Below are 12,197 nucleotides of genomic sequence, written 5' to 3'. Positions count from 1 at the left end.
GGAGAACCACCGAACCACGTGGCGGCAAAAGGCCGCAGTTCGCCGTGCGCGCAGCACTTACTTGTGATAATTCGGATAAGCAGGCCGCGCCGGATTCGTATCCACAGGATGCTTCGCCAGTTCCTCAAGCGCCAGCGCCACAGCCTTCTCAAGCTGCGGATCATGCCCCTCGCTCACCGCCTTCGGATCCTGCTCCACCTCATAATCCGGGTCCACGCCGTGATTCTCCACATCCCACTCACCCTTCGGCGAGAAGAACGCCACACTCGGCGAAGTCACATGCCCACCATCCATCAGCACCGGAATCCCGCCAATGCCCACCAGCCCGCCCCACGTGCGCTTGCCCACCAGCGGCCCCAGCTTCGCTTCCTTAAACAGCCACGGCAGCGCATCGCCGCCTGAGCCGGAAGTCTCATTGGCGATCATCACCTTAGGCCCATAAATCCCGGCATTCGGCGTATGCTCCACAGTGCCATAGCGCGGAGCCCAGTAGCTCTCAATCTGCCGCTTCATCACCTCAATGAAGTAATCCGCCACCTGCCCGCCGCCATTGAAGCGCTCGTCGATAATCGCGCCCTTCTTGTCCGTCTGCGCAAAGTAGTAGCGGTTGAAATTCGTAAACCCGCCGCCGCCCGTGTCCGGCAGATACACATACGCCAGCTTCCCATCGGAAAGCTTGTCCACCTTCGCCTGGTTTCCTTCAATCCAGTCGGTGTTTCTCAAGCCATAGTCGCTCGCTATCGGCGTCACGGAAATATCCCGCGTCTTGCTTCCGTCCGCCTGTCCAACCCGCAGACTGATCACCTTACCCGCCGTGCCTTCCAGCGGCTGCTGAATATCCATGCTTGCCGTCAGCTCCTGCCCCTCAATCGCCAGCACGCACTCGCCCACTGCCACATTTAATCCCGGCTGCGCCAGCGGAGCTTTCTCACTCGCATTGAACAACCCGCCCGTATAAATCTTCGTAACGCAGTAGTGATTGTCCTTCACATCGAAATCCGCGCCCAGCAGCCCACCCGGAACATGCTTAGCCGAGGGAATATCGCCGCCAGACCCGCGCAGATGGCCCACAGAAAACGCGCCCAGCATCTCTTGGAAGATGTAGTTCAGGTCCGCGCGTGAAGCCATCGACGCCACATACGGCTCAAACCGCTTCTCATCCGCCACCGTGTTTGTGCCATGGAAATTCTTGTCGTAGAAGTACGCCCGCTCAATCCGCCACACCTCGTGGTACATCTGCGCCCATTCGGCATGGGGCTCAACCCGCGCCTTCAAATCACTGAAGCTCAGCGTTCCCTCACCCGGCTTCACCGGCGCGCCGCTCGGCACAATCGCCCAGCTTGCTCCGGTCGCCACAATCATCTTTTCGCCATTCGCTGAGAGATCAAAGCCATTCACATGCTCAGCCAGCTTCTCCGTCTTGCGGTCCTCAGGCACCCAGCGGTTCAGCGTCATTCCACGCTCGGCAAATCGCCCTGAAGCAGACGCCTCCAGGAAATACAAGCTCCCCTTTAACCCACCCGAAAGCCCGCCATACACACTCGTCGGCAGCGGCAGCGCAACAATACGATCCTGAATTCCCGCCAGGTCAACCTTGATCGGCTTCGCAGCAGCCTTGCCGCCCGGCTTCTCATCGGATTTCTTGTCGCCGTCTTTCTTATCGCCGTCCTTCGCATCGGCATCCGGCTTCTTATCCGCATCAGCCTTTTTGTCGTCGCTCTTCTTATCGTCAGCCTTCTCGTCTTCCAGCTCCGGCGCAATCGGAGAAGCCGTATCCGCGGCCAGCGTCACCGCAAAAATATTGTTTGTCACCTGGTACAGGTCGCTCGTCATGTCCAGCCCGTTTGACGTCGCACCCGCATTCGTACTCGTCGTAAAGAAAAGATACTTTCCGTCGCGGTCAAACGTGGGGCTCGTCGACTCCGCCATCTGGCTCGTCACCTGCGTCGATTGTCCCGTCTCCACGTTGTACAGAAAAATCGCATGCAGATGGTTCGGCATCGACTGCGGATACGCCACCCACTTTGAATCCGGCGACCACGCCACATCGTAGTTGGTGTTCGAGAAGCCGCCATACACATTCTTCGCGCCCACCGTCGCCAGTTTGCCCGTCGTCGTGTCCAGCATGTAAATGTTCAGCCGGTTATCGTGAAACAAAATCTTCTTCGAATCCGGCGACCACAGCGTATTGAAGTAATAAGCCGGCTCACTCCCCAGCGAAAACTTCTTCACCGCCGCGCTGCCCGCCACGCTCGAACCAAACTGACTCGCAACATGCAGTTGATATAGCCCGCTCTCATCCGAGAAGTAGGCAATCGACTGCCCATCAGGCGACCACGCCGGCTCGCGCTCCATCACGCCCGGCGTATTCGTAATATCCCGTGTCGGCCCATGCTTCACCGCTACGGTAAAAATCTCACCATGCGCTTCCACCGCCGCACGCACGCCGGTCGGTGAAATCGCCACATTCTCCACCTGCTCCGCCACGCTCTCAATCCGCGGCCGCACATCCGGCAAATCGGCATCCACCTCAATCGGCACCATCGTCTTCTTGCCGTTCGCCGTATCAAAGAGATAAATCTCGCCCAGTTGGTCGTACACCAGCGTGTTCCCGTCGCCTGCGAGCGAGCGAATATCCGATCCCTCATTCGCCAGCGCCTCTTTCACCGTCTTCGATCCCGGATCATAGGCAAAAATCGCCGTGTGCCCCTTGCGTCCAGAGAGGAAATACACCTTGCTGCCCGCATACACCGGAAAGAAATCAGACGCCTTCTCATGCGGAATTTCCACCGAATCAAGTCCCGGCAGCGTCGTAATCCAGATCGTGCTCGCCAGGCCGCCGTGATAATTGCCCCACGACACAAACGAGGTGTAGTTAAACCCAAATGCCGGACCAAAAGGCGAGTAAGCGATAGCCTTTCCATCCGGCGAGAACTGCCCCTGCGCCGCCATCGGCAGCGGCAGCGGCTTCGCAATGCCGCCCTTCGCAGGCACCGTGTACAGCTTCGTGTAGCGGCTGGCAGAATCGCGGGTCGAACGGAAAACAATCTCCCGTCCATCCGGCGTCCACGCCACCGCCACATCGGCCGCCGGATGATACGTCACGCGGAACGGCACACCGCCCGTCGTCGGAACCGTAAACACATCCGTATTGCCGTCGTACTCGCCCGTGAACGCAATCGTCTGCCCATCCGGCGAGAAGATCGGCGCAGTCTCAATGCCCACGCCCACCGTCAGCCGCGTCGCGCGCCCGCCTGCCCGCGGAACCGTCCACAGATCTCCCGCATACGCAAACGCGATCAGGTCTTTGCTCAGCGCAGGCCTCTGAAAGATGTGTGGATTCGACGCTGCATCGGCAACGCTCGCCGCCAGCAGAACAGTGAAAAGAGCAATTGCCAAACGAGACACTGCAGACAAGCGGAATCGACGCACCGGAAGCCCCCACGCACAAATTTTGATTGAGGTCCATCTTACACGGCGGGCACAAATACGGAGCCATATCCCTGCCGGGTGCCCCGTCCTCGCGACGTCTTTGTTTTTGTCGCTAGGGTGGGATAGCGTTCTCGCCCACTCTCCATGAAGTTGTCGTCCTGAGCGAAGTTTGGCGCGGATGCGCCAAACGAGTCGAAGGATCTGCGGCTGTTCTTGCGTTTGCTTTTCGCGCGTTCCACCACAACAGCCGGCCATAAAGCCGTTGCTCTACAATTCTCACATCATGGAAAAAGCCATACCCAACATTCCAGTCGACGACCTGGCCAAAGCCAAATCCTTCTACGTAGACGGCCTCGGTTTCAACGTCACTTTTGAAGTCTCCGAAGATGGTCACACCGGCCTGCTCGGAGTCGCGCGCGGAGAGATGGAGATCACGCTAGCCAATCCCATGCCCGGCCACGGCCGCGATGCCTGCGTCGCGCTCCGTGTAGACGACACCGATTTCTATTACAACGAGTGGAGCCCAAAGGTGAAGGTCCTGCGCGCCCCGAAGGACGAAAACTGGGGGTCACGCACCTTCGATCTACTCGACCCCTCCGGCAACACCCTCTTCGTCATGGGCCCAGTCACCGGCAAATAGACCGCGATCTCGAATATCTAAAGCCTTTGCCTTTATCGATAGGTTTTCTACCTAAAGGCTTCTTATCTATAAAACCCTTGTCCCTTGTCCCTATTCCCTCAAACTCACCACAATCTTCCGCGCATCCCCGCCCTTCGCCTCAATCGAAATCTCGCCCGTAGCGCGCTTCTTCAGGCTCTTGAACTTCTCGCCCCATTCCACCAGCACCAGCGCATCATCCGTCAGCAGATCGTCCAGACCCAGCGTCTCCAACTGCCGCTCACCCTCCAGCCTGTAGACATCCAAGTGGTAGAGCTTCACCGGCACACCCTCGCGCACACCCTCATATTCATGCAGCAGCGTAAACGTCGGGCTCGTCACCTCATCCGGCTCCGCGGCCTCCAGCGCCTGTGCAATCCCCTTCACCAGCGTCGTCTTCCCCGTGCCCAGGTCGCCCGTCAGCAGCAGCAGTTGCGGCGGCTTCAGCAGCTTCACCAGTTTGCGCCCCACTTCCACCGTATCCGCGCCGCTCTGCGTGGTGAACTCATGCACCTTCCCAGCCGCCACCGTCGCTTCTGCCATCATCGCTTCCTCCTGCCGGTCATTCTGCGACCCTGCAACCAAACATAGCCCGAATCGTCCTGATTGCTTATACGAAACGCTTGTGAAAAATGTGTAAAACTGTCCGTCGCCAGCAGCGTATGCTCATTGCTCTTCCTCACGGCAATGTCCGCAGCCAGCCCATGCAGATAAACCGCCGCCTCCACCGCCCGTTCCGGCTCGTCCGGATACTGCGCCAGCATCCCCGCAATCATTCCCGCCAGAACATCACCGCTGCCGCCCTTCGCCATCCCCGGATTCCCGGTGGTATTTACGCTCACCTGCCCATTCGGATGCGCCACCAGTGTCCGCGCACCCTTCAGAACCACGATGACGCCATTCTTCACGGCAAATCCCCGCGCCACATCCAGCCGCTTCGCCTGCACCTCAGCCGTCGAAATCCCCGCCAGCCTTGCCATCTCGCCCGGATGAGGCGTAATCACCACCGTCCGGCCCTTCGCAATCTGCGTCAGTACCGTATCGGACTGTCGCGCCAGTTGATTCAGCGCATCTGCATCAATCACCACTGGCATCTTCGTGCGACTTAAAAAACTATTCAGAAACTTCATCGTGTCCGCACTCTGGCCCATCCCCGGCCCAATCACGGCAACCGTAATCCCCTTCGTCAGCGCCCCCAGCGCCTCATCCTCCGCCAGATTCTCCGCCGCAATCTGACCCTCGGCATTCGCCTTCAGCGGCCACGTCATCAGTTCCGGCGCATAACCTGACACCACCGCCAGCGCAGTCTCTGGCACAGCCGCCGTCACCAGCCCGGCACCCACACGCATCGCAGCCATCGAGCTCATCACCGCCGCGCCCGCCTTACCGCCCGCAGCGCCAAAGCTCCCACCCACCACCAGCACGTGGCCAAATTTGCCTTTATTCGCATCCGCCGCCCGCGGCCTCTGCACCAGTTCCATCGCCGCGCCGTCCCACCCCAGCCCGAGCGTTGAAACCATCGCCTCAGTGGGCGAGCCAATCGGGGCCACCACCACCGGCTGATCCCACTCCCGCGTCAATTGTCCAAACACATGCGCCGGCTTCGGAGCCGTAAACGTCACCACCGCATCCGCCGGAAACACATCAGTCTCAACCGCAGCCTTCGTCTCATCCGCCGGCCAGCCGGAAGGCAAATCCACAGCCAGCACTTTCGCCTTACTCTGCTTCACCCGCTTCAGCGCCTCAACAGCCAGCCCCCGCAGCGGCAGCTGAAACCCAGTACCCACCACCGCATCCAAAATCAGCTCAGCATCAAAAGCATCGCCATGCAGGCTCAGCTCTTCAGCTGTCGCAATCGCAAACACCTTGCAATTCGCCGCGGCCTCCAGCTCACCCCACGCAGTAGCCGCATCGCCCTTCAACTCAGCGGATGAACCAAGCAACAACACCGTCACCTGCAAGCCACCATCCGCCAGCAGCCGGGCCGCCATAGCCCCATCGCCGCCGTTGTTCCCCTTGCCGCACAGCACCGTCACACGTCGCGCACGCGGAAACACCCGGAGCGCCACATCCGCCACAGCCTTCGCAGCATTCCGCATCAACTCAATCGAAGAAATCCCAAACCGGTCCGTACTCAAGCGATCGCAAGCCTGCATCTCCGCAGCCGAAAGAACCAACATGGCTTTAATACTAGTGGACAGCTTGCCTCGGATTCATCGCCCTCCCCGATTGGCATAAAATCAAGCCGCATTAGAAATCAACTTTGCGATTGAGGAGAAAGCCAACATGAGTATCACGTTGAACGGAACCGTTCCATCTTCTCGAACCCCACTCGTGATCATCCAGGCGAATGGGGAAAACGGCCCCGGCGGAATTCTGAAATTCAAGTTTTCTGCGCCCCAGGCCGGAGCCTACTCATTCAACTTCTGCATCGGCCCTGAGAGCAATCCTTGCGGATCGAGCGGCGCTTACGTTGTCACAGTACCTGGAGGCCAGGAAATGCTGGCGGTGGTCGAAGCGGGCATTTTCAAAAAGAATGTTCTCGTGGTAAGCCAGGGAACATCTGACGCGCTGCCGTTTTCAGTAACAATCGAGTGACCTAAAGGAGGAACACGTATGAAACACATCACATTCTCCCTGGTTGCAGCTACAATAACAACCGGCCTCGCCGCCCTCATTGCCCCTGCGCCACAACACGCAAGCGGAGATCCCGCCCCGGCCTTCCTAACCGAAATCCCTCACGGCTACCGCGACTTCAAATGGATCTCTTCAGCCCATGAAGCAGGCAACCTCAACAGCATAGGTGCCGTCCTGGCCAACGATGTAGCGTTCAAGGCCTACCGCGACGGAAAGCTTCCCTTCCCCGACGGCACAATCATTGCTGCTTTGCATTACCGCTACGTGCCATCGGATGAAAACAACAAGGTCTTCGGACAAGCCCAATCTTTCGTCCCCGGAGCACCCACCAACATTCAGTTCATGGTCAAGGACTCAGTCAAGTACGCAGCAACCGGCGGCTGGGGCTTCGGTCACTTCGCAAACGGCAAACCCGGCAACGAAGCATTCATGCAAAGCTGCTTCCCCTGCCACCAGAAGGCCCAATCCACTGACTTCGTCTTCACTCACTACACGCCTTGATGTTGAGAGTTCAGATGCTGGAAGTCAGAAGCAGAAAGCAGTGAGACGATGGCGGATACCCGCGCCTCTTCACTGCCTCACCAGCAGCACCACAAACCACCCATTCAACCCAGCAATCACCACAGCAGCCGCCCACGCCAGCCCCTTCAGCCACGGCGCATTCACAAAATCCCCCATCCGCTTCCGGCTTCCCGTAAAAATCACCAGCGGCACCACCGCAAAGCTCAACTGCAGCGACAAAATCACCTGGCTCAGCAACAGCAGCTTCTCCGTCCCATGCTCGCCCCACAGCGCCACCACCACCACCGTCGGCGCAATCGCAATCGACCGCGTAATCAGCCTCCGCAGCCACGGAGCCACCTTCAGCCGCACAAACCCCTCCATCACCACCTGGCCCGCCAGCGTCCCGGTAATCGAAGAGCTCTGCCCACTCGCAAGCAGCGCCACGGCAAACAGCGTGCTCGCAAATCCCGCGCCCAGCAGCGGACTCAGCAGCTTGTAAGCATCCTCAATCCCCGCCACCTCGTAATGTCCGCTCCGATGAAACACCGCCGCCGCCACAATCAGAATCGCCGCATTCACAAACAGCGCCACCGTCAGCGCCGCCGCGGAATCGATATTCGCCAGCTTGATCGCCTCGCGCTTGCCCTTCGGAGTCCGCTCATAGTTGCGGCTCTGCACCAGCGCCGAATGCAGGTACAGATTGTGCGGCATCACCGTCGCGCCCAGAATCCCGATCGCAATGTAGAGCAGATTCGGGTCCTTCAAAATCTGCACCGAAGGCACAAACAGATTCCACGCCACCGCCCCATACTCCGGCCGCGAAAGCACCATCTGAATCCCGAACAGCACCACAATCGTGCCGATCAGCGCAATCACCACCGCTTCCAGCTTCCTGAAACCCCAGTTCTGCAGAATCAGAATCAGCAACACATCCAGCCCGGTAATCAGCACGCCCCACATCAGCGGAATATGAAACAGCAGGTTCAGCGCAATCGCTGATCCAATCACCTCCGCCAGGTCGCATGCCGCAATCGCAATCTCCGCCCCCAGCCACAATCCCACGCCTACCCATCGACCCGTCGCCTCCCGGCACAACTGCGCCAAGTCGCGCTCCGTCGCAACCCCCAGCTTCAGGCTCAGGCTCTGCAGCAGCACCGCCATCAGGTTTGACAGCATAATCACGCTCAGCAGCGTGTATCCATATCGCGAACCGCCCGCAATATCCGTCGCCCAGTTGCCGGGGTCCATATATCCCACAGCAATCAGAAATCCCGGCCCCAGAAACCCCAGCAGCCGCCGCCAGCCAACCACCGAGCTGCCCAGACGCACGCTCGCATTCACCTCCGCAAGGGAAGGCGCATTCACGGCCGGTTTTTGCGTGATTTCGGTAGACATCTCGGGGGACGGAAAAGACGACGCATTCGTCCTTCCTGTCCCAAGTATGCCACAGGCTACTTAATCATAGTTAATATAAATATTTATTTTGCGTTATCATATGCCATCTTCACGCAGCCAAACAGCTTCCCCCGCAGGCCGTCCCAGGACCGTTCCCCCTCTATCCAGCTCAATCGAAACAGTTTGATCGTAATTCTGACTCTTTACGTGCAGCCGCGTCCCCGGCCCAATCCCCGCATGATGCAAAAACAACAGAAGCTGCGGATCGCGCTCCTGCAGACTCACCACCACATATTTCTTTCCCGGTTCAGCTTCAGAAAGTGGAGCCTCACCCCGCCGCTTCCGCTCCGCTGGATTCTCCGGCAGTACAGCATTGCCATGCGGACACGCGCCATCACCCAGCTTCTCCTTCAGCTTGGCCTCAAAAGCCGGCGAAACCGCATGCTCCAGCCGCTCCGCCTCTTCGTGAATCTCGTACCACTCCATCCCGAAGACCTCGCTCAGCATCCGCTCTACCAGGTGGTGCCTGAGCGCCGTCCGCGACGCCGTCTCACGCCCCGTCTCCGTCAGCCGAACAATCCCATCCCCGCCCACGGCCACAAACCCATCCCGCTTAAGCCTCTTAAGCGCCATCGTCACCGCCGGCGCGGAAACCTTCAGCCAGTGCGCCAGCGTCGCAGGGATCACCTCATGACCCTCCGCCTCAGCCTCAAGAATGGCCTTCAGGTAATTCTCTTTAGAAACCGTAATCGACTCTGTCATGACGTTCCGACCAGTCTAACTCTCTGCCACCCATATGCCCCAGAGTCTCTCCTGAGCGCACCCTCACCACCTACACCGTGTCATCCTGAGCGAACGGGGTCCCCAAAGAGCGGTCTTTGCTCTTTGGGGCAGAGTTTGGGGATGGTAAGTCGAAGAACCTGCTTTTGCATTTCGTTGGTTCCACAAAGCAACGGGTGCCCCACATCCCTGGAGTTGGGATGTGGGATAGCACTCCCGCCAACCATGAGCTTCAAACAGGGCACAACTTCAGCCGCCGAAACACCTCACCGCAGCGTCTCCATCGGACTAACCCGCGTAGCCCGCCTCGCCGGCATCCAGGCCGCCACCAGTGCTACTACCAGAAACACCACAGGAGCCGCCGCAAAAGTCAGCACATCATGCTCGCCCGTCTTGTACAGCATGGACCCCATCAACCGCACCAGCGCAAACGCCGCAATCAGCCCCACTCCAACCCCCGCAGCGGCAAGCACAAACCCATGCCGCATTACCAGCCGCAAAATATCCACGCGCCTCGCACCCAGCACCATGCGAATCCCAAATTCTTTCCGCCGCTCTGCCACCGCATACGATAGCATGCTGTAAATCCCGATCAGCGCCAGCACCAGCGCCGTCCCTGAAAACACCCCCACCACCGCCAGCAGAAACCGCGGCTGTGCCCTCTGCTCGCTCATCAACTGCGTCACAGTCCGCACCTTCGTCACCGGCTGGTCCGCATCCACCGCCGCCACCTGCGCGCGAATACTCTCCGCCATCGCCTCCGGCTTCATCGCCGTCCGCACCAGCAGATTCATCTTGCCCCAAGGCAGTTGCGCAAACGGCACATATACCTCCGGCTGCGTATCCTCCGCCAGCCCTTTGTTCTTCACATCCGCCGCCACACCCACCACCTGCGCCGGCTCCGGAATGCGGCCAATCAGCACTGTCTGCGTCAGCGGATCAGGCCCCGAATTTTGCCCGCCCCAGAACCGCCGCACAAACGCCTCATTCACGATCACCACATGCGGCGAAGCCCCCGCACTGTTTGCCGCCGGCGTTTGCCCGGAGCCAGTCGGCTGCCCGTGGCCCGCCATATCCCTTGCCCCCGTGTCTGCATTTGTGAATGCGCGCCCCTCGATCAGCGGCACGCGCATCGTCTCAAACCACTCCGGGCTCACCGCTTCAATATCCACAAACGGCCTCTGCCCCAACGGCACATCCGGCTGCCCCTTGGCCAGCACCGGAGACATCCGCATCCATGCCATCGGCAGCGCCGCGGAAACCGCCGCGCTCCTCACGCCGGGCAATGCCTGCACCCTCCGCAGCACCTCATCAAAAAACGCCGTCTGCTTCCCCGCATCCCCATACCGCTGCGTCGAAAGCGAAACCCCCATCGTCAGCACATTCTCGGCATCAAAGCCCGTCTCCACCCGCATCAGCCGCACAAAGCTCCGCATCAGCAGCCCCGCGCCAATCAACAGCATCAAGCTCAACGCCACCTGCCCCACCACCAGCGCGTCCTTCATCCGCACGCGCCCACGCCCGGCAGAAGCACCGCGCCCTTCTTCGCGCAGCGTCGAATTCAAATCCACACGCGCCAGTTGCAGCGCCGGCACAATCCCAAACAGAATCCCCGCCAAGGCGGAAACACCCAGCGTAAACACAAACACCCGCCAATCCATCGTCAGCGAAAAACCATCCGGCAGCTCATCCGCACCCCACGCAGCCAGCGCCCGTGTAGCCGCCCATCCCAGCCCCGCTCCCAGCACACCCGCCACCAGCGCCAGCAGCAAACTCTCCGTCAGCAACTGCGCCACAATCGTCCCGCGCCGAGCACCCAGAGCAGTCCGCACCGCCATCTCGCTCCTGCGTGAAATCGCCCGCGACAGCATCAGCCCCGCAACATTCGCGCACGCAATCAGCAGCACCACGCCCACTGCGCAAGCCAGCATCAGCACCTTGCTGCGCATGTCGCCCACAGCCTCATCCCGCAGCCCCTTCGCCGCCAGCACAATATTTTTATCCGCATCCGGCATGGCGCCATTTTGCTTGCGATACTGCTCATTCACCACCGCCAGCTCAGCATTCGCGCCCGCCAGCGTCACCCCATCCCTCAGCCGCGCAATGATATTCAGATACCCCACTCCCTGCCGCAGCCGCGCCGGCGGAAACAGCGAAAACTCAAAGTACCTCGGCGTCCACACCGCAGGCTCGCCCATAATCGGAAACCGCATCCCCCTCGGCATCACGCCAACCACCGTCGCTGCCGTCGAATCCAGCTGAATCGTCTGCCCAATCACCTGCGGATCGGCATGAAACCGCTCTCGCCACAGCGAATCGCTCAACATCACCACAGCCTTGCCCTCAGGCCGCGCCTCCTCCTCGCTGAACGCCCGCCCCAACTGCGGCGTCACTCCAAGCAGAGAAAAGAAATTAGCAGAAACACGCGCCACTTGCACCTGCGCAGGCTCACTCGCACCAGTTCCGTTGCCAGAAAGATTCAGCGTATCCCCAGCCCAAACCGCCACACCCTCAAACGAGTGGTTGTGATCGCGCAGCATCTCATACCGCGTCAGGTTGATCCCGCGATCCTGCGTCTCATCATGCGTCGACACGCTCACCAGCCGCTCCGGCGCACGAAACGCAAACGGCCTCAGCAGCAGCGCATCCATCACTGTAAAAATCGCTGTGTTCGCACCAATCCCCAGCGCCAGCGTCAGCACCACAGCCGCAGTAAAACCCTTGTTCTGCCGAAACACGCGCACCGCAAAGCGAAGATTGCGAAGAAACGTCTGCATAATGGCAAGATTAT

9 protein-coding genes are annotated in these 12,197 nt (G+C 59.8%); 3 read left to right on the top strand and 6 right to left on the bottom strand.

Annotated elements, in window-relative coordinates:
* Positions 1 to 57 precede the first annotated feature (57 nt).
* On the bottom strand, positions 58 to 3,408 hold the full coding sequence (locus VO84_RS15420; protein WP_408033308.1) for a S41 family peptidase: 3,351 nt from the start codon (positions 3,406 to 3,408) through the stop codon (positions 58 to 60).
* 307 nt (positions 3,409 to 3,715) lie between these two features.
* Here VO84_RS15420 and VO84_RS15410 point away from each other — a divergent pair, with 307 nt between their 5' ends.
* On the top strand, positions 3,716 to 4,072 hold the full coding sequence (locus VO84_RS15410) for a glyoxalase superfamily protein (RefSeq protein WP_197414047.1): 357 nt from the start codon (positions 3,716 to 3,718) through the stop codon (positions 4,070 to 4,072).
* 90 nt (positions 4,073 to 4,162) lie between these two features.
* On the opposite strand, the gene tsaE is transcribed toward VO84_RS15410, so the two are convergent.
* Both tsaE and VO84_RS15400 read right to left on the bottom strand, forming a co-directional pair.
* Complete coding sequence (gene tsaE / locus VO84_RS15405) at positions 4,163 to 4,636, bottom strand: tRNA (adenosine(37)-N6)-threonylcarbamoyltransferase complex ATPase subunit type 1 TsaE (protein WP_231737966.1); 474 nt, start codon at positions 4,634 to 4,636, stop codon at positions 4,163 to 4,165.
* Positions 4,633 to 6,270 carry a bifunctional ADP-dependent NAD(P)H-hydrate dehydratase/NAD(P)H-hydrate epimerase gene (locus tag VO84_RS15400; RefSeq protein ID WP_058188454.1) on the bottom strand — a complete coding sequence of 546 codons (1,638 nt, stop codon included), beginning with the start codon at positions 6,268 to 6,270 and terminating at the stop codon, positions 4,633 to 4,635. Before VO84_RS15400 ends, tsaE begins: the two co-directional genes overlap by 4 nt.
* A 106-nt stretch (positions 6,271 to 6,376) precedes the next feature.
* On the opposite strand from VO84_RS15400, the gene VO84_RS15395 reads away from it, so the two are divergent.
* The gene (locus VO84_RS15395; RefSeq protein ID WP_058188453.1) at positions 6,377 to 6,688 is read left to right on the top strand and encodes a hypothetical protein; all 312 of its coding nucleotides are present in this window, start codon (positions 6,377 to 6,379) and stop codon (positions 6,686 to 6,688) included.
* 18 nt (positions 6,689 to 6,706) lie between these two features.
* Positions 6,707 to 7,228, top strand: a complete 522-nt coding sequence (locus VO84_RS15390; protein WP_058188452.1) for a cytochrome P460 family protein — start codon at positions 6,707 to 6,709, stop codon at positions 7,226 to 7,228.
* 69 nt (positions 7,229 to 7,297) lie between these two features.
* On the opposite strand, the gene VO84_RS15385 is transcribed toward VO84_RS15390, so the two are convergent.
* The 3 genes from VO84_RS15385 to VO84_RS15375 form a co-directional block, all read right to left on the bottom strand.
* The gene (locus tag VO84_RS15385) at positions 7,298 to 8,626 is read right to left on the bottom strand and encodes an Nramp family divalent metal transporter (RefSeq protein WP_058188451.1); all 1,329 of its coding nucleotides are present in this window, start codon (positions 8,624 to 8,626) and stop codon (positions 7,298 to 7,300) included.
* A gap of 96 nt (positions 8,627 to 8,722) precedes the next feature.
* Complete coding sequence (locus VO84_RS15380) at positions 8,723 to 9,388, bottom strand: metal-dependent transcriptional regulator (protein ID WP_058188450.1); 666 nt, start codon at positions 9,386 to 9,388, stop codon at positions 8,723 to 8,725.
* 284 nt (positions 9,389 to 9,672) lie between these two features.
* Entirely contained in the window at positions 9,673 to 12,183 is a 2,511-nt protein-coding gene (locus VO84_RS15375; RefSeq protein WP_058188449.1) for an ABC transporter permease, read from the bottom strand.
* Positions 12,184 to 12,197 lie beyond the last annotated feature (14 nt).

It is taken from the genome of Occallatibacter gabretensis, from assembly GCF_001449115.1.
GTDB classification, from domain to species: Bacteria; Acidobacteriota; Terriglobia; order Terriglobales; family Acidobacteriaceae; genus Telmatobacter; species Telmatobacter gabretensis.
This window is presented reverse-complemented; position numbering and strand designations above follow the sequence as displayed.

Excerpts from the sequence above, each read along its gene's own strand:
- VO84_RS15410 (WP_197414047.1), top strand. The coding sequence starts at position 3,716 with ATGGAAAAAGCCATACCCAACATTCCAGTCGACGACCTGGCCAAAGCC.
- tsaE (WP_231737966.1), bottom strand. The coding sequence starts at position 4,636 with ATGATGGCAGAAGCGACGGTGGCGGCTGGGAAGGTGCATGAGTTCACC.
- VO84_RS15400 (WP_058188454.1), bottom strand. The coding sequence starts at position 6,270 with ATGTTGGTTCTTTCGGCTGCGGAGATGCAGGCTTGCGATCGCTTGAGT.
- VO84_RS15395 (WP_058188453.1), top strand. The coding sequence starts at position 6,377 with ATGAGTATCACGTTGAACGGAACCGTTCCATCTTCTCGAACCCCACTC.
- VO84_RS15390 (WP_058188452.1), top strand. The coding sequence starts at position 6,707 with ATGAAACACATCACATTCTCCCTGGTTGCAGCTACAATAACAACCGGC.
- VO84_RS15385 (WP_058188451.1), bottom strand. The coding sequence starts at position 8,626 with ATGTCTACCGAAATCACGCAAAAACCGGCCGTGAATGCGCCTTCCCTT.
- VO84_RS15380 (WP_058188450.1), bottom strand. The coding sequence starts at position 9,388 with ATGACAGAGTCGATTACGGTTTCTAAAGAGAATTACCTGAAGGCCATT.
- VO84_RS15375 (WP_058188449.1), bottom strand. The coding sequence starts at position 12,183 with ATGCAGACGTTTCTTCGCAATCTTCGCTTTGCGGTGCGCGTGTTTCGG.